Origin of the sequence: Butyricicoccus intestinisimiae, assembly GCF_018918345.1 — a bacterium.
In the GTDB taxonomy this organism is placed as follows: Bacteria; Bacillota; Clostridia; order Oscillospirales; family Butyricicoccaceae; genus Butyricicoccus_A; species Butyricicoccus_A intestinisimiae.
Genome location: NZ_JAHLQI010000001.1, coordinates 1 through 19,765 on the forward strand (window position 1 = coordinate 1; position 19,765 = coordinate 19,765).

General features: G+C 51.4%; 21 protein-coding genes and 1 rRNA gene. 19 read left to right on the forward strand and 3 right to left on the reverse strand.

Annotation, left to right across the window (positions count from 1 at the left end; all coding sequences use genetic code 11):
• The first annotated feature begins 134 nt into the window (after nucleotides 1-134).
• From rrf to KQI75_RS00020, 4 genes are all read left to right on the forward strand, one after another.
• Nucleotides 135-251 (forward strand): 5S ribosomal RNA (rrf, locus tag KQI75_RS00005).
• Nucleotides 252-317: 66 nt separating this feature from the next.
• Nucleotides 318-1,064, forward strand: a complete 747-nt coding sequence (locus tag KQI75_RS00010) for a sulfite exporter TauE/SafE family protein (protein WP_330655436.1) — start codon at nucleotides 318-320, stop codon at nucleotides 1,062-1,064.
• Nucleotides 1,065-1,215: 151 nt separating this feature from the next.
• Complete coding sequence (locus KQI75_RS00015; protein WP_216468644.1) at nucleotides 1,216-2,703, forward strand: DUF1846 domain-containing protein; 1,488 nt, start codon at nucleotides 1,216-1,218, stop codon at nucleotides 2,701-2,703.
• An 11-nt stretch (nucleotides 2,704-2,714) separates the two neighbouring features.
• Complete coding sequence (locus tag KQI75_RS00020; RefSeq protein WP_216468645.1) at nucleotides 2,715-3,956, forward strand: DNA polymerase Y family protein; 1,242 nt, start codon at nucleotides 2,715-2,717, stop codon at nucleotides 3,954-3,956.
• Nucleotides 3,957-3,997: 41 nt separating this feature from the next.
• On the opposite strand, the gene KQI75_RS00025 is transcribed toward KQI75_RS00020, so the two are convergent.
• The 3 genes from KQI75_RS00025 to KQI75_RS00035 form a co-directional block, all read right to left on the reverse strand.
• Nucleotides 3,998-5,374 carry an MATE family efflux transporter gene (locus KQI75_RS00025; protein WP_246566268.1) on the reverse strand — a complete coding sequence of 459 codons (1,377 nt, stop codon included), beginning with the start codon at nucleotides 5,372-5,374 and terminating at the stop codon, nucleotides 3,998-4,000.
• 117 nt (nucleotides 5,375-5,491) lie between these two features.
• On the reverse strand, nucleotides 5,492-6,058 hold the full coding sequence (locus KQI75_RS00030; protein ID WP_216468646.1) for a phosphatase PAP2 family protein: 567 nt from the start codon (nucleotides 6,056-6,058) through the stop codon (nucleotides 5,492-5,494).
• A gap of 9 nt (nucleotides 6,059-6,067) precedes the next feature.
• Entirely contained in the window at nucleotides 6,068-6,565 is a 498-nt protein-coding gene (locus KQI75_RS00035; RefSeq protein WP_216468647.1) for a COG2426 family protein, read from the reverse strand.
• Between the two features lie 275 nt (nucleotides 6,566-6,840).
• Between KQI75_RS00035 and KQI75_RS00040 the strand changes: the two genes are divergently transcribed.
• The 15 genes from KQI75_RS00040 (at nucleotide 6,841) to KQI75_RS00110 (ending at nucleotide 19,731) form a co-directional block, all read left to right on the forward strand.
• Nucleotides 6,841-8,034, forward strand: coding sequence for an aminotransferase-like domain-containing protein (locus tag KQI75_RS00040; RefSeq protein WP_246566271.1), 1,194 nt, complete (start codon nucleotides 6,841-6,843; stop codon nucleotides 8,032-8,034).
• 34 nt (nucleotides 8,035-8,068) lie between these two features.
• The gene (locus KQI75_RS00045; RefSeq protein WP_216468648.1) at nucleotides 8,069-9,247 is read left to right on the forward strand and encodes an MraY family glycosyltransferase; all 1,179 of its coding nucleotides are present in this window, start codon (nucleotides 8,069-8,071) and stop codon (nucleotides 9,245-9,247) included.
• A complete protein-coding gene (wecB, locus tag KQI75_RS00050; protein WP_216468649.1) occupies nucleotides 9,234-10,382 on the forward strand; it encodes a non-hydrolyzing UDP-N-acetylglucosamine 2-epimerase in 1,149 nt (382 codons plus the stop codon). The genes KQI75_RS00045 and wecB overlap by 14 nt, the downstream gene beginning before the upstream one ends.
• 15 nt (nucleotides 10,383-10,397) lie before the next feature.
• Complete coding sequence (locus KQI75_RS00055) at nucleotides 10,398-11,183, forward strand: hypothetical protein (protein WP_216468650.1); 786 nt, start codon at nucleotides 10,398-10,400, stop codon at nucleotides 11,181-11,183.
• A gap of 69 nt (nucleotides 11,184-11,252) precedes the next feature.
• Nucleotides 11,253-11,672, forward strand: coding sequence for a GNAT family N-acetyltransferase (locus tag KQI75_RS00060; protein ID WP_216468651.1), 420 nt, complete (start codon nucleotides 11,253-11,255; stop codon nucleotides 11,670-11,672).
• Complete coding sequence (locus KQI75_RS00065; RefSeq protein ID WP_216468652.1) at nucleotides 11,669-12,925, forward strand: methionine gamma-lyase family protein; 1,257 nt, start codon at nucleotides 11,669-11,671, stop codon at nucleotides 12,923-12,925. Before KQI75_RS00060 ends, KQI75_RS00065 begins: the two co-directional genes overlap by 4 nt.
• Nucleotides 12,926-13,027: 102 nt before the next feature.
• Nucleotides 13,028-13,567 carry a crossover junction endodeoxyribonuclease RuvC gene (ruvC, locus tag KQI75_RS00070; protein WP_216468653.1) on the forward strand — a complete coding sequence of 180 codons (540 nt, stop codon included), beginning with the start codon at nucleotides 13,028-13,030 and terminating at the stop codon, nucleotides 13,565-13,567.
• A 24-nt stretch (nucleotides 13,568-13,591) separates the two neighbouring features.
• On the forward strand, nucleotides 13,592-14,209 hold the full coding sequence (gene ruvA / locus KQI75_RS00075; RefSeq protein ID WP_216468654.1) for a Holliday junction branch migration protein RuvA: 618 nt from the start codon (nucleotides 13,592-13,594) through the stop codon (nucleotides 14,207-14,209).
• 15 nt (nucleotides 14,210-14,224) lie between these two features.
• A complete protein-coding gene (gene ruvB, locus KQI75_RS00080; RefSeq protein ID WP_216468655.1) occupies nucleotides 14,225-15,292 on the forward strand; it encodes a Holliday junction branch migration DNA helicase RuvB in 1,068 nt (355 codons plus the stop codon).
• 62 nt (nucleotides 15,293-15,354) lie between these two features.
• Nucleotides 15,355-16,698 (forward strand): phosphoglucosamine mutase, encoded by a 1,344-nt coding sequence (gene glmM, locus KQI75_RS00085; RefSeq protein WP_216468656.1) that lies wholly within the window; start codon nucleotides 15,355-15,357, stop codon nucleotides 16,696-16,698.
• A gap of 174 nt (nucleotides 16,699-16,872) precedes the next feature.
• The gene (locus KQI75_RS00090; protein WP_246566274.1) at nucleotides 16,873-17,490 is read left to right on the forward strand and encodes a sigma-70 family RNA polymerase sigma factor; all 618 of its coding nucleotides are present in this window, start codon (nucleotides 16,873-16,875) and stop codon (nucleotides 17,488-17,490) included.
• A 44-nt stretch (nucleotides 17,491-17,534) separates the two neighbouring features.
• Entirely contained in the window at nucleotides 17,535-17,813 is a 279-nt protein-coding gene (locus tag KQI75_RS00095; RefSeq protein WP_216468657.1) for a zinc-ribbon domain containing protein, read from the forward strand.
• Nucleotides 17,814-17,959: 146 nt separating this feature from the next.
• On the forward strand, nucleotides 17,960-18,166 hold the full coding sequence (locus tag KQI75_RS00100; protein WP_216468658.1) for a DUF1858 domain-containing protein: 207 nt from the start codon (nucleotides 17,960-17,962) through the stop codon (nucleotides 18,164-18,166).
• 76 nt (nucleotides 18,167-18,242) lie between these two features.
• The gene (locus KQI75_RS00105) at nucleotides 18,243-18,953 is read left to right on the forward strand and encodes a tRNA (adenine(22)-N(1))-methyltransferase (RefSeq protein WP_216468659.1); all 711 of its coding nucleotides are present in this window, start codon (nucleotides 18,243-18,245) and stop codon (nucleotides 18,951-18,953) included.
• Between the two features lies 1 nt (nucleotide 18,954).
• Entirely contained in the window at nucleotides 18,955-19,731 is a 777-nt protein-coding gene (locus tag KQI75_RS00110; protein WP_216468660.1) for a Nif3-like dinuclear metal center hexameric protein, read from the forward strand.
• Nucleotides 19,732-19,765 lie beyond the last annotated feature (34 nt).

The window sequence follows — 19,765 nt, forward strand, 5'->3', positions numbered from 1 at the left end:
AGCAATGTATGCAGCGGACTGATACTAATAGGTCGAGGGCTTGACCTAAATTTGATTTGGGTAAACTCGGAAAAATGCTTCTGTCGAGTTCATCGTTGTTCAGTTTTGAGGGTGCAGAAATGCAAACCAAAATAGTAGGTGTTGATTGTGATGAGGGTACACCCGTTCCCATTCCGAACACGGTAGTTAAGCTCATTTACGCTGAAAATACTTGGCTGGTGACGGCCCGGGAAGATAGGTCGATGCCTACATCAAAAACGGAACTGATTTTTTCAGTTCCGTTTTTTTGTGAAAATATCTATTCGGAGGAACAACACGTGACATATTTGATTATTTGTCCGCTGGTATTTTTAGCCGGATTTGTGGATGCAGTTGCAGGCGGTGGTGGATTGATTTCACTGCCTGCGTATATGCTTGCTGGGCTGCCGGTACATAATGCGATTGCCACAAATAAAATGAGTTCTACAATGGGAACATCCATTGCTACGTACCAATATGCAAAGAGCGGGTATATTCCGTGGAAATTGGTTGGATTCTGCATTGCTGCAGCATTTGCCGGTTCTACCTGCGGTGCAAATTTAGCGTTGATTGTAGATGATTATTATTTTAAAATTCTGATGCTGATTATACTGCCGCTGACTGCTTTTTATGTCACACGCCCACGTTCCTTTGCAGACGACAAAATACCATATTCGCAGACGCGGACAACAGTATACAGCATGTTTATCGCATTGGGTGTCGGTGTGTATGATGGATTCTATGGCCCGGGTACCGGTACTTTTTTGATTCTTTTTTTGACCGCGCTTGCACACATGGACTTGAAAAAAGCAAACGGAACAACCAAAGCGGTTAATTTGACAACCAATATATCTGCCTTGGTGATTTTTTTGCTCCATGCAAAAGTTGTTCTGCCGCTTGGTATCATTGCGGGTGCATTTAATATTGCAGGAAACTATATTGGCACGAAGTTTTTTGACCGAGGCGGCGCAAAATCGGTAAAAATGCTTACGATTGTGGTCATCGCCATCTTTTTTGTCAAAATTTTATTGGAAGTGTTATCTTAATTGTATTTTGCTCAGGCTGGACGTCGGTTCAGCCTGATTTTTTTATAATTGGCAAGAAAAATGTAAAAAAGTTTTCCTGTGTTATTGACTTTGTTTTGGGTCTATACTAATATTTTATATAAAGATTATTGTGTAAAGAGGAACGTGTTTTATGAAGATTGGCTTTGATAATGACAAATATTTGAAAATGCAGTCCGAGCATATCCGTGAACGGATTGCAAAGTTCGATAACAAATTGTATCTGGAATTTGGCGGAAAGTTGTTTGACGATTACCATGCATCGCGTGTTCTGCCGGGATTTCAGCCGGATTCCAAGCTGCAGATGCTGATGCAGCTGAAAGATCAGGCTGAAATTGTTATTGTAATCAATGCAGAGGATATTGAGGCCAATAAAATCCGCAGTGATTACGGTATTTCTTATGATTTGGATGTTCTGCGTCTGATTGATGAATTTCAGAATGTGGGATTGTACGTCGGCAGTGTTTGCCTGACTCGCTTTGCATCGCAGCCGTCTGCGATTCTATTCCGCAAGAAGCTGAAGGAACTGGGCATCAAATCGTATTGCCATTATTCGATTCCGGGTTATCCGAGCGATGTCGCTCATATTGTCAGCGATGAGGGATATGGACGAAATGACTATATTGAAACGGAACGCCCGCTGATCGTCATTACGGCACCGGGTCCGGGCAGCGGCAAAATGGCAACCTGTCTGTCGCAGCTGTATCATGAATACAAGCGCGGTGTAAAGGCTGGATATGCAAAGTTTGAGACATTCCCGATTTGGAACTTGCCGCTCAAGCATCCAGTCAATTTGGCATATGAAGCGGCGACTGCCGATTTGAATGATGTGAATATGATCGACCCGTTCCATTTGGATGCATACGGAAAAACAACGGTCAATTACAATCGAGATATTGAAATCTTTCCGGTCGTTCGCGCCATGTTTGAGCTGATTGCCGGCAAGAGCCCATATCAGTCTCCGACAGATATGGGTGTCAATATGGCGGGCAACTGCATCATAGACGATGATGCGTGTCGCAGAGCATCGGAGCAGGAGATTATCCGCAGATATTACAAGTGCCTGTGCGACAAAAAACGAAACGGCACGACAAAGGATGATTTGAATAAGCTGGAGCTGCTGATGAATCAGGCTGGTGTCAGCGTGCACGACCGCGCGGTGCGCAATGCGGCGCTTGACAAAGAAGAACAGACAGACGGACCGAGTGCCGCTATTGAATTGCCGGATGGCACCATTGTGACGGGAAAAACCAGCGCGCTGCTGGGCCCGATGGCAGGCGCACTGCTCAATGCACTCAAGCACTTGACAGGTATTGACAAAGAAACCGATTTGGTATCTCCGCAGGCAATTAAGCCGATTCAGGATCTCAAAACAGTCTATTTGGGAAGCAAAAACCCGCGTCTGCACACCGACGAAGTTTTGATTGCGCTGTCTGCATCGGCAGAAGACAATGTGCTGGCGCGTCAGGCGATGGAAAAGCTGCCGGAGCTGCGCGGCTGCGATGCACATTGTACTGTGCTGCTGTCCAGTGTGGATGAACAGATTTGCAATCGTCTGGGAATGTATTTGACGTGTGAACCGAAATATGAGGAAGCATCTCGGTTGTATCATAAAAATTAAGAACGAACAACATGGAACGGCTGATTTTTCATATTGATGTCAACAGCGCATATCTTTCTTGGGAGTCAGCGCGACGCCTCAAAGAAGGAAAAGAAGATTTGCGGTTGATTCCTGCCTGTATTGGCGGAGATCCGAAAAAGCGTACCGGTGTTGTTCTGGCAAAATCTATTCCGGCAAAACGGTTTGGCATTTGCACGGGAGAACCAATGGGAGCGGCACTGCGAAAGTGTCCGCAGTTGGTCATTGCTCCACCGGATTTTTCCCTATATCAGCAGTATTCTGAGGCATTTCTTGCGATTTGCCGTCAATATGCACCGGCTTTGGAGCAGTTTTCCATTGACGAATGTTTTTTGGATATGACCGGTACGCGCACAACATATCCGGATCCGATTGCACTGGCATATGAAATCAAGAACGTCATTCGCGACACCTTGGGGTTCACAGTAAATGTGGGCATTGCACGCAATAAACTGCTTGCAAAAATGGCGAGTGATTTTGAAAAGCCGGATCGCGTACATACGCTGTTTCCGGATGAACTGGAAAATAAATTGTGGCCGCTTCCGGTCGGACAGCTTTTGACAGTCGGAAAAACAACCGCGAATAAGCTGCAAAAAGCGGGTATTGCGACGATTGGAGATTTGGCACAGCAGCCGGCTGCGCGATTGCAGGCCATGCTTGGAAAAAAATGGGGCATACAGCTGCACGCGTATGCAAACGGCATTGACCATTCGCCGATCATCGATGTGCCGCAAAAGGCCAAGGGATACAGCATTTCGACAACGGTAGAGGACAACGTTTCTTCCGCCGAACAGGCAAATCACATTTTATTGACGTTGGCGGACAGCGTTTCTGCGCGTATGCGGGCGGATGGAGCGAAAACCGCGTGCATTGCTGTTAGCATTCGTTCCAATGACTTCCGCAACCGTTCGCATCAGTGCAAGCTGCATCAGCCGGAGGACACCACGCAGGTCATTTACGAAACCGCAAAACAGCTGTTCTCAGCCTTGTGGGATCAGCACACGCCGCTTCGGCTGCTTGGTATTTCCCTGACAGAGGTGACGTGGGATGAGAATGAACAGCTTTCTTTGTTTGCCGACCCAAAGCATGAGAAGGAAAGAAAGCTGGATCGCGCGGTGGATGCCATTCGGAAGAAATATGGCATGGATACCATTGCGCGCGGAGCAGTTTTGGGTGACAAGCATATTGTTGGCAAAAAGTATCGCGCGCAAGTGGAAAATAAGCGAAAAAGATAGACAAAACCCGTGGGTGAAACAATCACTCACGGGTTTTGCTGTTAAAATGAAGCATGGAGCTCCAATTGCCGCATATGCTGCATTTCCTGTCGAATCATAAAGACGCTGACAACGGCGGCTACACCGTCCGCAATGGGGCCGGAATATAAAATGCCGTCTATGCCGAAAAATAACGGTAGAATCAAAATCAGCGGCAGCAGGAATAAAATCTGTCGGGTCATGGACAAGAACAGTCCCTTGACCGGCTGACCAATTGCCGTGAAAAACGTAGAGAAAATTGGCTGCAGACAATTCAAAAACGTGCAGAAGAAAAAGACGCGGAAGTACGAAATCGCGAATTCAAAATACAAGGCATCGCCGGAGCCAAACAGAGAGGTAATCTGCCGCGGAAACAGCTGAAATACGACAAACGATGTGATAGAAATCACGAAGCCGCAGCGGATGGCAAGGTGGTATACCTTGCGGACGCGGGCATATTGCTGTGCGCCATAATTGAAGCTGGCAATTGGCTGTACCGACTGCGAAAGACCGATAATCACGGAGAAGAAGATCTGATTGACCTTGGTGATGATGCCGGCGCAGGCGAGCGGAATTTCTTCGCCGTATATCGACATGGCGCCGTAATGCGTCAGAGACTTGTTCAGGGCGATTTGTACGACGGTCATGGCAATCTGATTGAAGCTCTGCGCGGCGCCCAGCGCGGCAATGCGGCACACGCAATCTTTGCGAGGATGCAAATGCTGGCGGGTGATAGCGACTGTTTTATAGTGCATGAGATAGCGCACCGCCAGTGCAGCGGAGACAATTTGTCCTATAATGGTCGCCAGTGCGGCGCCTGCCATGCCCCAATGAAAACCAAAGATAAAAATAGGGTCTAGAATCAAGTTGATGATTGCGCCGACCAGATTGCAAGTCATGGTGAAACGCGGGCTTCCGTCTGCGCGAATCAAATGTCCGCCGCCGGTAGCCAAAATCAAAAACGGAAAACCAAACGCTGTAATCGCTGTATATGTTCTCGCATAGCCCAAAATGTCTTGGGTGGAGCCGAAAAACCGAAGCATGGGCGTCAGAAATAGATGGGCGACAATACACAGCACGACACCGCAGATGACGAGCATGGAAATCGCGTTGCCGACATAGAAAGCGGCGCGCTTGGCGTCTCCTTCGCCCATGGTCAGATTAAAGGCAGAGGCGCCGCCGATGCCGAACATCAGCGCGATGGCGATGCAGATGGTTGTCAGAGGAAAGGCAACGTTTGTCGCAGCGTTGCCAAGAGCGCCGATGCTCCAGCCGATAAATACCTGATCGACAATGTTATACAGCGCACTGACCAGCATGGCGATGATGCTCGGAATGGCAAAGGTGCGCAATAATTTGCTGACTTTCTCTGTTTTCAGCGGATTTTGAACTGCTTGCAAAAGAAAACTCCTTTCTGAATCATCGTGAATTTTACGGAGTATTAGTGTACCAAATACAGGGATAAAAGTCAAGAAATGCAAACATGCACTGCCGAAAATCGACAGTGCATGTAATTATTATATGCGGAATCGTTTGATAGAAAGTTTTTTCAGTTTTTTCAGCTTTTTCCATACCCATGGCGTGACAAACCAGCCGACGCAGCTTCCCAGAAGGATGCCCCCGAGCACATCTGTCGGATAGTGCAGATACAGATATAGGCGGGAAAACGAAATGAGACCTGCGAGAACATACGCCGCCATGCCCGCACGTTTGTGATTGCGCAGCAGAGCGGTTGCCGCAGCAAACGAAGAGGACGTATGTCCGGATGGAAAGGAAGATGTCGTTGGCAGCGCAATCAGCATTTGTGAAATGGGATGTACGACAAACGGGCGGGCGCGATTGAGCAGATGTTTGAGAATTCCCTCGCCGAGTGCCAGATTGACCAGCAGGCAGACAGCCATGCAAAGACCTGCCGTGCGTGTCTTTTTTCTGTACAACAGGACAAGAGTAATCACAATCCAGATAAAACCGGCGTTGTTCAGCTTGGACAGCACAGGAAAAATGACATCCGAAAATCCGCACCGCAGGTGTTCCTGTATTTCCAATAAGATAGAGAGGTCGAGATTTGTAATCGCTTGCAGCATCGTGCACCCTCAGGCAAACAGATGCGCCAGACCGACAACACCGCGCGAAGCAACGGTCATAATGATGCCGGCGGTCAGGATGCCGAGCAGAACGGCAGGAAAGGACTTTTTCGGCGGAACTTCCAGCAGAGACGCGATGACGGAACCGGACCATGCGCCGGTGCCTGGCAGCGGAATGCCGACAAACAGCCACAGACCGACAAATGCCACCTTCTGGATGGTGTCCGATTTGCTGAGCAGGTGCTTTTCGTACCAGTGGGTCAGGCGGGAAAGCATCGGCAGCGTTTTCATCCAAGCGATGAGCTTTTTTCCGAAAATCAGGATAAACGGAATCGGAATCATATTGCCGACAATGCTGAGCAGCAGCACGTTGAGCCAAGGCAGGCCAAACGCTGTGCCGACGATGACGGAGCCGCGCAACTCAATCAGCGGAATCATGGAGACGATGAATACCGCACCATATGCACTGATGTGCGCAACGAGAAAATTGAATATAGTGTTGATCATGTGCAAACTCCTTGTATGCGGTACTCGATGTACTCGCAGAATATGTAAGATATAGTATACCACAAATATACGGGAGAAACCGTAAATAAATTGGAAAATATACACGATACAAACGGGAGTCTTTGTGTGCACAATCATGAAATCATCACGAAAAAAACAGAAGCCGAACGCGTGCGCGGTTGCAAGATGCGTGGGGTTGTGATACAATCATTTATATGCGTATTCTTTTGTATAACAGAAGCTGCGAAATTTAAAATTCATTGACAGGAGCGTTTATGATGGAATATAAAATTGCTGACCATATTGCGGCAATGAAGCCGTCCGCAATTCGTGAGATTTTCAAAGTTTTGGTAGATCCGGAAGTCATTGCACTTTCCGCAGGTTCCCCAGACTCCAGCGCGTATCCGGTAAAGGAAATGGCAGAAGTGGGCGATGAAATCTTTGCAAATGAGTTTGTCACCACGCTGGGCTACGGCACGACAGAGGGCTACACGCCGCTTCGCGAGCAGACCAAGAAGCGCCTGCGCGAGAAATATCAGACCGGCACAGATGACGACGATGTTATCATCACAACCGGCGGTCAGCAGACAATCAGCCTGTTTACCCAGACCATGATTAACAAGGGCGATGTCATTGTATGCGAGGAGCCGAGCTTTATCGGCGCACTCAATGCATTCCGCAGCTTTGGCGCACAGCTCAAGGGCGTTCCGATGGATGATGACGGCATGCGCATGGATCTGCTGGAGGAAGTGCTGTCCACGACAAAAAATGTCAAGTTTATTTACGTCATCCCTACCTTCCAGAATCCGTCTGGCCGTACTATGACACTGGAGCGCCGCAAGCAGCTGCTTGAACTGGCAAAGAAGTATGACGTACTCATTTTGGAGGACAACCCGTACTTTGAGCTGCGCTATGAGGGCGAACCGGTGGCAACCGTGAAGTCGATGGATACCGAGGGCCGCGTGGTATATGCAGGCTCGTATTCCAAGGTGCTGTCTCCGGGCATGCGTATTGGCTTCTGTCTGGCAAACAAGGAAATCATCAATCGCATGGTTGTGTGCAAGCAGGTCAGCGATGTACACACCAACATGTACTTCCAGATGCTGGTATCGAAGTATTTGGACAAGTATGATCTGGATGCACACATCAAGGAAATCTGTGAGCTGCATAAAATCAAGCGCGATGCTATGCTCAAGGCACTGGAAAAGTATGTAGACCCGCGCGTGACCTTTACGCATCCGAACGGCGGCCTGTTTATCTGGGGCGAACTGCCGAAGGGCTATGACGGCTTCAAGCTGTGCCAGGAGATTACCAAGAAGAAGGTCGCCTGTGTGCCGGGCAATGCATTCCTGACCGATGAGAACGGCGTGTCGAATGGCTTCCGTCTCAACTTCTCGATGCCGAGTCTGGAAAACATTGAAATTGCCTGCCAGCGCATTGGCGAAACCGTTGCAGAGTTCTTGAAGTAACAGAAACTACTGTGTTTTTGAGGAAATTAACGATATGGATGAAGTATATCAGGTTGTGCTGAAGGTACTGGCGGCGTTTTTTGTGACAGGAATTTTGTCCTTTTTGCTGACGCCGCCGGTCAAACGACTCGCACACCGCATTGGTGCGATTGACGTGCCGAAGGATGCGCGCCGTATGCACAAAAAACCGATTCCGCGTCTGGGCGGTCTGGCAATCTACATCAGCTTTGTTATTGTCAGCTTGGTGCTCGGACAGTGGAATATGCAGAATTTTACCATTCTGATCGGTTCGGCGATCATTGTCGTTTTGGGCATTTTCGATGACAGAAACGCGCTGAGCGCCAAATTTAAGTTCGGTATTCAGCTGATTGCAGCGGCAATTCCGGTGGTATTCGGCAATTTGCGCATCGAGCTGATTACCAATCCGAATCTGTTCAGCGGAGAGCTGTATGTGAAGTTCGGTGCACTCGCGATTCCGATTACAATTATCTGGATTGTTGCCATTACCAATGCGGTCAATCTCATTGACGGCTTGGATGGCCTGGCGGTTGGCGTCTCTGCGATTGCCTGCATGACTATGCTGGCGGTATCGCTGCTGATTGGTGAGGTGCCGATTGCGATTTTGCTCGCCGTGCTGGCGGGTGCCTGTGTGGGATTTATGCCGTTCAATTTAAATCCGGCAAGCATCTTCATGGGAGACACCGGCTCGACATTTTTGGGCTTTATGCTGGCAACACTGTCCATTCAGGGCATGTTTAAGGTTTATGCCATTATTTCGTTTGCGGTTCCGTTTTTGATTTTGGGTCTGCCGATTTTTGACACGGCGTTTGCATTTACACGCCGTATTCTGTCCGGACGCAGCCCGTTTTCTCCGGATCGCGGACATGTACATCACAGACTGATTGACATGGGATTCAATCAGAAGCAGACCGTGGCGATTTTGTATATCATTTCGACGGTGTTGGGATTGCTCGCCGTTGTGCTGACAACCTCTGGTGAGTACCGTGCCATTGTGATGGTACTGGTTGTGCTGATTACCTGTGTGGTCGGCGGAGGCATCTATTTGTCTGCGGAACGCAGAAAGATGAAGCTGCACGAGCAAAAGCTGCACGAGCTCAATCAGCAGGAGAATGAACAACAAAAAATTGCAGAACAGACGCAGGATGCCGATGACACATCGGATCGCGGAGGATTTGACAATGAAGACAATTAAGGTAATGACAGTCTTTGGCACACGGCCGGAGGCCATTAAAATGGCTCCGCTGGTGCATGAGCTGGAGCGCACGGACGGTGTAGAATCCATCGTGTGCGTCACGGCGCAGCATCGTCAGATGCTGGATCAGGTCATGGACATTTTTCATCTGAAGGCAGACTATGATCTGGACATTATGCAGCCGCGCCAGACACTGGCAACCATTACGACAAAATCGCTGGTCGGACTGGATGAGGTGCTGGATGAGGCAAAGCCGGACATCGTTTTGGTTCACGGCGATACATCAACGACGTTTGCAGGCGCACTGGCTGCGTTCTATCATAAAATTCCGGTAGGACATGTGGAAGCAGGTCTGCGCACGTTTGACAAGTATTCTCCGTTTCCGGAGGAGATGAACCGCAAGCTGACCGGTCAGATTGCCGAGCTGCACTTTGCGCCGACCGAGCGCAACCGCAAGAATCTGGCAGCAGAGGGCATTACAAAGGGTGTCATTGTGTGCGGCAACACCGTTGTCGATGCGATTCACTCGACGGTCAATCCGGATTTTGTATTCCGTGATGATACCCTCAACCAGCTGGATTATGAGAACCGCCGCGTGATTCTCGTCACGGCACATCGCCGAGAAAACTACGGCGAAGCAATGGAACATATCATGCGTGCTCTGCGCCGTCTGGCGGATGATTTTGAGGATATTGATATTGTATATCCGGTACATCTCAGTCCGTATGTGCGCGAAACTGCGGCAAAATATCTGTCCGGTCATGAACGCATTCATTTGATTGAGCCGCTTGCCGTTGATGAAATGCACAATTTGATGGGACGCAGCTACATGGTCATGACGGATTCCGGCGGACTGCAGGAGGAAGCACCGAGCCTTGGAAAGCCGGTTCTGGTTCTGCGCCGTGAGACCGAGCGTCCGGAGGCCATCGAGGCGGGTACGGTTCGTCTGGCAGGCGTGGAGGAAGATACGATTTACTCCATGGCATGCACGCTGCTGCGTGATGAGAACGAATATCATCAGATGGCGCATGCGGTCAATCCGTATGGCGACGGCCATACCTCGCGCCGCATCGTGCACATGATCCGTCATTATTTCGGTCAGCTGCCGGATTTGCCGGATGAATTCCGTCCGTAACGAGGAGAAACAAGGATGGAGGAAAAAACGCAGGCACAGAAAGAAAAATCTCCCAAGCGCAAGCATGTGGGGCTGATTGTTTTTGCCTGTGCTGTGCTTTTGGCGATCATTCTCGCTGTGTGTTTGACCGGAACGCCGCGCCATGCGATTACGCTGCCGACCGGCAGTGCGGATGTATCCGCGGGGAAGGAACAGGCAGGATATCAGCTCAAAGATACCAACATTACGGTTGACAACGTACAGCAGGTTATTGCAAGCATGAAACGGCCGAGTTCGTACAGTGCATCCGTGACCAACACGCTGTACTGGAGCGGAAGCTGGCAAAAAATTAACGCCATGACCTATGTGCGCGACGGCATTTCCGTGACGGAATATAAAAACGCACAGGGAACAGCGGATCACTATATTGCCATTCGGGACAATCTGTATTATGCGTGGAGAAACGGCAGTACGGCGCAGTACACAGCGTCTACAGGCTCAATTTCCGCGGACGATACCAGCATGATTCCGACATACGAGACGGTTGTGTCGGCGAGCAAGCAGTCCATTTCTGCGGCAGGTGAGCGCACGGTCAATGGAGAATCGTGTATTTATGTCACCGTGCAGGCGGACAATGGATACAGCTTGACGTACTGGGTATCTACCGTCAGCGGTCTGCTGATTCAGGCGGACTACACAAAAGAAGGAGATCTTGTGCGCAGTGTTGTTCTGGACAATATTCAGAGCAAGGAGCCGGATGACGCTTGGTTCCAGCTGCCGGACGGAACCAATCTTTTGGAGAAAGAAACAGCCAATGGCTGATGCAATGGCAGAAAAAAGGACGGAGTGCAGAGATGCGCCGTCCTTTTTGATGAGATGAAGAGGTTACACATGCAGTACATATGGAGTGAACAAGGGCAATTGCCTGTACAAGCACAGCGCATTCGGCGCGATGTGTTTATGCAGGAGCAGGGCTTTTGTGATGAATTTGATGCATTCGATAAAAAAAGCTGGCATGTTTTGCTGCAAACGAATGGCAAGACCATTGGCACAGCGCGGATGTTCTGGGAGCAGAATCATGTGATGCATATTGGCCGCGTGGCTGTTTGCAAAGATGCCAGAGGCGGCGGAAACGGTGCACGCATTTTGCAGGCGTGCTGTGAAAAAGCAAAGGCAGTGGGTGCCAAGCGAGTGATTCTCGGTGCACAGTGCCGCGCAGTGGAATTTTATAAAAAGAGCGGATTTACGCCTTACGGCGAGATTTTTGACGATGAAGGCTGTCCGCACCAGATGATGGAGAAGAAATTATGAGTTTTTTAGATATTTCCGAAGAAATTCGCCAGCTCGGCGCACAGGCTGAAAAGGCGGTTCGCCCGTATTTTGACGTAATTGACGAAATCAGCGAATACAATACCGAAAAGGTGCTGGCGGCATTTGCAAAGAACCGTGTGGCAGAGGCTATGTTCGCAGGAACAACCGGTTACGGCTATGATGATAAGGGCCGCGATACGCTGGATCAAATCTATGCCGATATTTTCGGCACGGAAGCAGCACTCGTGCGCATCGGCTTTGTCAATGGCACCCATGCGCTGTGCTGCGCCATGTATTCGGCAGTCAAGACCGGTGACGTTGTGCTGTCGGCGACCGGTCCGGCATACGACACGCTGATGAACACGATTACCGGCGATATGGCTGGCAGCATGAAGCAGTATGGCATTGGATACCGTCAGGTTGAAATGAAAAACGGTCTGCCGGATGTGCCGGCGATTGCCGAAGCGGCAAAGGCAGAGGATGTCAAGCTGGTATTCATTCAGCGAAGCAAGGGATATGGCGTGCGGGAATCGCTGTCCTGTGAGCAGATCGGTGAGGTTTGTCAGGCGGTTCGCGCGGTGAATAAAGACGCCGTGATTATGGTAGACAACTGCTATGGCGAATTTGTGGAAAAGCTGGAGCCGACACAGGTGAGCGCAGATATCATTGCCGGTTCACTGATTAAGAATCCGGGCGGCGGATTGGCACCGACCGGCGGCTATATTGCCGGCAGAAAAGATTTGGTAGAAAATGCTTCGTTCCGTCTGACGGCGCCGGGCATCGGCGCGGAGTGCGGCTGCACGATGGGACAGAACCGCCTGCTGTATCAGGGCCTGTTTATGGCGCCGCATACGACTGCACAGGCCGTCAAAACCGCCGTGTTCGGCGCACAGGTCATGCAGATGATGGGATTCGAAGTGCATCCGCTGCCGGAAGATCCACGCCATGACATCATTCAGACCATTGCGTTTGGCAAGCCGGAACCGCTGTGCCGCTTTTGCGAGGGTATTCAGGCGGGCGCACCGGTGGATTCCTTCGTGACGCCGGTTCCGTGGGATATGCCGGGATATCAGGATCAGGTTATCATGGCGGCGGGCGCCTTTGTGCAGGGCGCTTCGATTGAGCTTTCCGCAGATGCACCGATGCGTGAGCCGTATGTCTGCTATATGCAGGGCGGCTTGACTTATGCATCCGGCAAAATGGGTGTTTTGCTGGCAGCACAGCGCATTCATGCGGCCGGCTATGGAAAGTAATGCAAAAAACAAGCGAGTCTTGTCAAACCGACGGGAATTTCTTGTGAATTTACGCAAAATGTGGTACACTAAACAAGTATATAACCTACAGCGGAGGTGCACATGCTGATACTGGGAATTGACCCGGGCTATGCCACGGTGGGCTATGGATTGGTACAGCATGAACGCGGAAAATTTACGCATATTCGGCACGGTGCGATTACAACGCAGCCGCATGTTCCGATGCATTTGCGGCTGAAAGAAATCCATGAGGATATGCTGACGCTGCTGGACACATTTCATCCGGATGCTGTTTCCGTGGAAGAATTGTTCTTTAATACGAACATTACGACCGGCATTCAGGTTGCCCATGCGCGCGGGGTTATCCTGCTGGCATGCGCAGAACGCGGCATTACGCCGGCAGAATATACGCCGTCACAGGTCAAACAATCGGTTGTCGGCTACGGCAGGGCGGAAAAGCGGCAGGTTATGGAAATGACCAAAACCATGCTGCATCTCCAGCGCATGCCGCGGCCGGACGATGCCGCAGATGCCTTGGCGCTGGCGATTTGTCATGCGCATACAGAGGGCTCGCAGCTTGTGCGGCAGCGCTTGCAGAAATTTGAAGTGGATGCCGGACAGGGCGGCACGAGAAAACGATAAGCGCATGCGGAAAGGACACACAATTTGTTTTATTATTTGGAAGGAACCGTTGCTCTGATTGAAAAAGAGCTGGCTGTCATTGACTGCGGCGGTGTCGGCTATGCCTGCCACACCTCGCAGAACACCTGCGCTTCGATTCGAATGGGCGAAAAGACACGGCTGTATACCTATCTGAGCATTCGGGAAAATGCTTGTGATTTGTACGGATTTGCACAGCAGGAAGAACTCAACTGCTTCAAGCTGCTGCTCGGCGTGTCCGGTGTCGGTCCAAAAGCGGCGCTTGCCATTTTGGGCATCGCGCCGCCGAGTCAGCTGGCTCTGTCTATTATTACTGAGGACGCCAAGTTCCTGACACAGGCACCGGGCATCGGCAAAAAGATTGCGCAGCGCATTTGTCTGGAGCTGAAAGACAAGCTGGCAAAGGAGCAGGGCAGCTTGCCGACAGGCGGCGGCTTGGTGATGACACCGAAAGCTGCGGCGGCCGGCGCGGTCGATGCAGTCAGCGAGGCGGTTTCCGCGCTGGTTGTGCTGGGCTATTCGCAGGCAGAAGCGCTGCAGGCGATGGAAGGCATCCAGACAGACGGCACTGTGACATCAGAACAACTCATTCGTACCTGCCTGAAAAAATTGGCGGCACAGTAATCGAGGAAAGATTCTATGAGCATTGAATTTGATGATGAATTTTCCGAACGCATTGTCTCGACCGATGCGACACCGGCGGATGACGGAGAATTTTCTCTGCGTCCGAAGTCGATGGAGGAATACATCGGGCAGAGCAAAGCAAAGGAAAATCTTGCCGTCTTTATTGAGGCGGCAAAACGGCGGGGAGAACCGCTCGACCATGTCTTGCTGTATGGTCCGCCGGGTCTTGGCAAGACGACACTGGCGAACATCATTGCCAATGAGATGGGCGTCAATATCCGCGTGACCAGCGGTCCTGCCATTGAAAAGGCGGGCGATTTGGCGGCGCTGTTGACCAATCTCAGCGAAAATGATATTTTGTTTATTGATGAAATTCATCGTCTGGATCGCAGTGTAGAAGAAATTCTGTATCCGGCGATGGAAGATTTTGCATTGGATATTATTATCGGCAAGGGACCGTCGGCGCGTTCGATTCGTCTGGATTTGCCGCGGTTTACGCTGATCGGCGCGACGACACGCGCCGGACAGATGACCTCTCCGCTGCGTGACCGCTTTGGCGTGATGCTTCGACTGGAGCTGTACACGCCGGAGGAATTGCAGCAGATTGTCGCGCGGTCTGCAAAAATCCTGCAGGTTGACGCACAGCCGGAGGGCACGTATGAGATTGCGCGCCGCTCCCGCGGCACGCCGCGCATTGCCAATCGCATGCTGCGCCGCGTGCGGGACTTTGCCGAAGTACAGTTTGACGGCGTAATTACGCGGGAAGCCGCGGATACGGCGCTGCGTGCGCTGGAGGTCGATGAGCTGGGCTTGGATGCGATTGACCGCCGCATGCTGCGCAGCATTATGACGACATTTGGCGGCGGTCCGGTCGGCTTGGAGACGCTGGCGGCAACGATTGGCGAGGAAGCCGTGACGTTGGAAGATGTCTATGAACCGTATCTGATGCAGATTGGATTTTTAAACCGCACGCCGCGCGGACGCTGTGTCACAGCGCTGGCGTATGACCATATGGCGATTCAGCCGAATATGCCGGCGGTACCGGAACAGATGCGGTTGGACGAAAACCCCAATAGCAAATAATAGCCTGTGCCGCATAGATTGGGGCACACGATTTTATCTGATAGTAGAGGAGTATTGATTGTATGGGCAAGTATTTTGGAACAGATGGCATCCGCGGTGTTGTCAATGTAGAACTGGACGCACATCTGGCATTTAAAGTAGGCCGCGCCGTTGCATATGCGCTGTCTCAGCAGACCAAGCACCGCACCAAGATTTTGATTGGCAAGGATACTCGTATCTCGTCCGATATGCTGGAAGCTGCCTTGGTTGCCGGCATTTGTTCTTCCGGTGCGGATGTAGAGTCGCTGGGCGTTATTCCGACTCCGGCGGTGGCACATTTGACCATCAAGCACAAGGCGGATGCGGGCATTGTGATTTCTGCATCGCACAATCCGTATGAGCACAACGGCATTAAAATCTTTGCCGGCAGCGGCTATAAGCTCTCGGATGAGCTGGAAGCGCGCATCGAGGAGTATATTGACCACGTGGATGAGCTGCCGAAGGCAACCCACGATGCCATTGGCCGCGTGCTGCCGCTGAGCATTGATCCGGTAGAAGAATATACCGATTATCTGGCAGAGACCATAACGGGAGATTTGTCCGGTCTGCGCGTTGCGGTAGACTGCGCAAATGGTGCATCGTCTGCAACCGCTTCGGTTCTGTTCCGCAAGCTCAAGCTGGATGCTGCCATCCGGTACTATGAGCCGGACGGCACCAACATCAATGCACACTGCGGCTCGACACATCTGGAAGCGCTGCAGAAGATGGTCAAGGACGGCGGCTATGATGTCGGCGTGGCATTTGACGGCGATGCGGATCGCTGCCTGATCGTCGATGACAAGGGCGAGGTGCTGGACGGTGACCGCATCATGGCTGTGTGCGCTGTCGAGCTCAAGCGCCAGAATAAGCTGCGCGGCAATGCATTTGTGGCAACGATTTTGTCCAACATGGGTCTGCACGCATATGCAAAGCAGCACGGTATCAGCATCGAGTGCTCCAATGTTGGTGACCGCTATGTGCTGGAAAAGATGCTCGACAAGGGATATATTCTCGGCGGCGAGCAGTCGGGTCATGTCATCTTCTTGGAGTATGCGACGACCGGCGACGGTGAGCTGACGGCTATTCAGTTCCTCAAGATGCTGAAGGACAGCGGCAAGCGCGCCTCGGAAATTGCGGCAGAGGTTGTTCCGTGGCCGCAGATTATGATTAACGTTCAGGTGCCGACGGCAATGAAGTACGCCATTTCGGATCGTCAGGAAGTACAGGACGCGATTGAGAAGGAAAAGCAGGGTCTCGGCGAAGGCCGCATTCTGGTTCGCCCGTCCGGTACGGAGCCGCTGGTTCGTGTCATGGTAGAGGGCAAGGACAAGGATTCCGTATACAAGGCAGCAGAGGCTGTTGCCGGTGTCATCGAATCCATCTTATAATTTGTGAAACGACAACGGTCTGGTCGGATGCCGTGCGGCGGAAGACCAGACCTGTTTTCTGCTTTGCACAGCGAAATATGCACAAAAGTAAAAAGTAAATTTTGATACTTGTTGACTGGAATATACAAAGATTCGTTGACATTTTTTTGATGATAGGGTATAATGAGTAACAATATGATGTATGGCAAAGAATCTTCGGGACAAAAAACGGTTTCGGATGAGAACCTGTGCCGGCTGGCGCAGCAAGGAGACCGCAATGCGGAAGAACAGGTGGTCGTTCGGTATTTTGGCTTGGTAAAAGCCTGTGCGCGGCCCTATTTTCTTGCGGGCGGCGACGGAGAAGATCTCATTCAAGAGGGCATGCTGGGACTGCTCAAAGCAGTCCGGACATATGAACCGACGCGCGGCGTTCCATTTGAAGCGTTCGCGCGCTTGTGTGTGACGCGCCGCGTGTACAGCGCCGTGAGCGCAGCGGCGGCAGACAAGCACGAACCGCTCAATCATTCGGAAGACCTTGCCAAGACCCCTCTGTTTGACGAACATTCCAAAGCAGCGCATACCGCTGCGGATCCGGTGAATTTGGTCATTGACAGGGAAGAGCACCGCGAACGGCAGGAAAAACTAAAGGATTCCCTGTCCGCGTTTGAAGCACGGGTTCTCGCATTGTATTTGGACGGCAACTCCTATGAAGAGATGGCGTCCGAGGTCGGAAAACCCGTGAAATCCGTGGACAATGCCATTCAGCGCATTCGCCGCAAGGCAGCAGCGTTGTTTCCGGACGAACATCGGTAATCCCGAATGATTCTAAACACCGCCAAAGAGAGAAAGGAAAAATCATGTATCAGGACAAGACGATCGTATGCAAAGACTGCGGACAGACATTTGTTTTCACCGCCGGAGAGCAGGAATTTTACGCAGAACGCGGTTTTCAGAATGAGCCGCAGCGCTGCAAGAGCTGCCGCGACAAGAGAAAGAATGGCAGCCGTCCGGCACGAGAGTATTTTACTGCGACCTGCGCTGCCTGCGGCGGAGAAGCGCGCGTGCCGTTCCAGCCGAAGGACGACAGACCGGTATATTGCAGCGAATGCTTCGCAAAGATGCAGGCAAAGGACTAATTCAGTCAAATCTACAGAACACCCGCGGATAAAGTGGGTGTTCTTTTGTGCGATTGTATCAAATTGTTGGAATGTGTATTGAAAAAACACAACGGAGACAGTATAATACAAACAGAATTTATTTAGAAATACAGGAGGTCATTCCTATGGCTATGGTTACCAAGAGCACCACAATCGGTGAGGTTCTGGCTCGTGATATCAATACCGCTCAGTTTTTCATCAACATCGGCATGCATTGCCTGGGCTGCCCGCATTCGCAGGGTGAGAGCATCGAAGAAGCATGCATGGTGCATGGCACAGATGCAGATCAGCTGGTAGAAGAAATCAACAACTACTTCCAGAGCATCGGCTAATTTTTGCCGAAGAACGAAACAACAAGGGGAGCCGATACGATGTGTGTCGGCTCTTTTTTCTACAGAAAGGAACGCTATGCAGGAAAATCGCATGCATTTGACACCGCGGCTGCGCACCATTATGCAGCAGGTGCCGGAAGGCGCACGGTTGGCGGACATCGGGACAGATCACGCACTGATTCCGACGGCGCTGCTGCGCCGCGGTGTGATTCAAAGCGCCATTGCGTCGGATTTGCGCGAGGGGCCGCTGGACAGCGCTGCGCGCACGGCAAAACAATTTGAGGTGGAGCACAAGCTTTCTCTGCGTCTGGGCGGCGGACTGCAGACGGTAAAACCCGACGAAGCAGATACCATCGTTATCGCCGGCATGGGCGGCGAGACCATTGCGCAGATTTTGGCGGATGACGCGTGGGCGCTGGACGGAGCGCATTTGCTGCTGCTGCAGGCTATGACTGCACAGCCGTATTTGCGGCAGTATCTCGCGGCGCATGGCGGTGTCATTCAAAAAGAGTCGTTGTGCCGAGAGGGACAGCGCATATACACGGTTATGACTGTCGTTGGCGGCGGAAAGCGGGAACAGAAAAAACTGTCCGCGTGCTGCATTTCGGATGCGCTGCTGTGCGATCCGATGGCGGAAGAATACATACACAAGCTGCTGCATCGAGAGCAAAAAATTGCGCATTCTCTGGAAACAGCCAAGCATCAAAAACCAGAGAAGCTGCACATGCATCGGGAAATGATTGCGGTGCTCTCGCAGGCATTACACGCGCTGGGAAAGGACGATTAGTATGATTCAGGTAAAACAGATTTTACACTGTCTGGAACAGGCAGCGCCGTATGAGTTGGCGGAGCACTGGGACAATGTCGGCTTGTTGGTCGGAGATCCAGAGGCGCGTGTGGAAGGCGTGCTGTGCGCGCTGGACATCACGGAAACCGTGGTAGAGGAAGCGGCAGAGCGCGGCTGCAATGTGATTGTGGCGCATCATCCGGTCATTTTTACTTCGGTAAGCCGTGTGACTGCCGATACCGTCACTGGACGCATTGTCATCTCTATGATTCAGAAGGGCATTTCCGGCATTTGCATGCACACCAATATGGATTGCGCGGATGCCGGTGTCAATGATTTGCTCGCAGCATCGCTGGGTCTTACCGATGTCGTAAACATGGGCGCAGGCGAAGGCGGCAACCTCGGCCGCGTCGGCAATCTGCCGCGCCCGATGACGCTGGAGCAGTTTGCACAGCACGTCAAGCTGTCTCTGGATGCCGGCGGTGTTCGCGTGGCAGACGGCGGAAAAATGGTGCGGCGAGTCGCTGTCGGCGGTGGTGCCTGCGGTAAGATGATGGATGAAGCGGTTGCCAAGGGGGCAGACACGTTTGTCATCGGCGACTGCAGCTATGATATTATGATGCGTGCGCACGACATCGGATTGAATCTGCTGGATGCCGGACATTTTCCGACGGAAAATCCAGTTGCACGTGGATTCCGCGACTTGGTTGCAGAACATTTTCCGGATGTACCCGTCTATGTATCTCAGCAGCACAAGGATTGCATTACATTTTATTAAAACAAAAAGAACCGCGGCACAGCTGCGGTTCTTG

Coding starts and splice junctions, on each gene's coding strand:
- KQI75_RS00060 (WP_216468651.1), top strand. CDS start 11,253: ATGCAGTACATATGGAGTGAACAAGGGCAATTGCCTGTACAAGCACAG.
- KQI75_RS00015 (WP_216468644.1), top strand. CDS start 1,216: ATGAAGATTGGCTTTGATAATGACAAATATTTGAAAATGCAGTCCGAG.
- KQI75_RS00065 (WP_216468652.1), top strand. CDS start 11,669: ATGAGTTTTTTAGATATTTCCGAAGAAATTCGCCAGCTCGGCGCACAG.
- KQI75_RS00045 (WP_216468648.1), top strand. CDS start 8,069: ATGGATGAAGTATATCAGGTTGTGCTGAAGGTACTGGCGGCGTTTTTT.
- KQI75_RS00055 (WP_216468650.1), top strand. CDS start 10,398: ATGGAGGAAAAAACGCAGGCACAGAAAGAAAAATCTCCCAAGCGCAAG.
- glmM (WP_216468656.1), top strand. CDS start 15,355: ATGGGCAAGTATTTTGGAACAGATGGCATCCGCGGTGTTGTCAATGTA.
- wecB (WP_216468649.1), top strand. CDS start 9,234: ATGAAGACAATTAAGGTAATGACAGTCTTTGGCACACGGCCGGAGGCC.
- KQI75_RS00040 (WP_246566271.1), top strand. CDS start 6,841: ATGATGGAATATAAAATTGCTGACCATATTGCGGCAATGAAGCCGTCC.
- ruvB (WP_216468655.1), top strand. CDS start 14,225: ATGAGCATTGAATTTGATGATGAATTTTCCGAACGCATTGTCTCGACC.
- KQI75_RS00030 (WP_216468646.1), bottom strand. CDS start 6,058: ATGCTGCAAGCGATTACAAATCTCGACCTCTCTATCTTATTGGAAATA.
- KQI75_RS00035 (WP_216468647.1), bottom strand. CDS start 6,565: ATGATCAACACTATATTCAATTTTCTCGTTGCGCACATCAGTGCATAT.
- ruvC (WP_216468653.1), top strand. CDS start 13,028: ATGCTGATACTGGGAATTGACCCGGGCTATGCCACGGTGGGCTATGGA.
- KQI75_RS00090 (WP_246566274.1), top strand. CDS start 16,873: ATGATGTATGGCAAAGAATCTTCGGGACAAAAAACGGTTTCGGATGAG.
- KQI75_RS00100 (WP_216468658.1), top strand. CDS start 17,960: ATGGCTATGGTTACCAAGAGCACCACAATCGGTGAGGTTCTGGCTCGT.
- KQI75_RS00110 (WP_216468660.1), top strand. CDS start 18,955: ATGATTCAGGTAAAACAGATTTTACACTGTCTGGAACAGGCAGCGCCG.
- KQI75_RS00020 (WP_216468645.1), top strand. CDS start 2,715: ATGGAACGGCTGATTTTTCATATTGATGTCAACAGCGCATATCTTTCT.
- KQI75_RS00105 (WP_216468659.1), top strand. CDS start 18,243: ATGCAGGAAAATCGCATGCATTTGACACCGCGGCTGCGCACCATTATG.
- KQI75_RS00095 (WP_216468657.1), top strand. CDS start 17,535: ATGTATCAGGACAAGACGATCGTATGCAAAGACTGCGGACAGACATTT.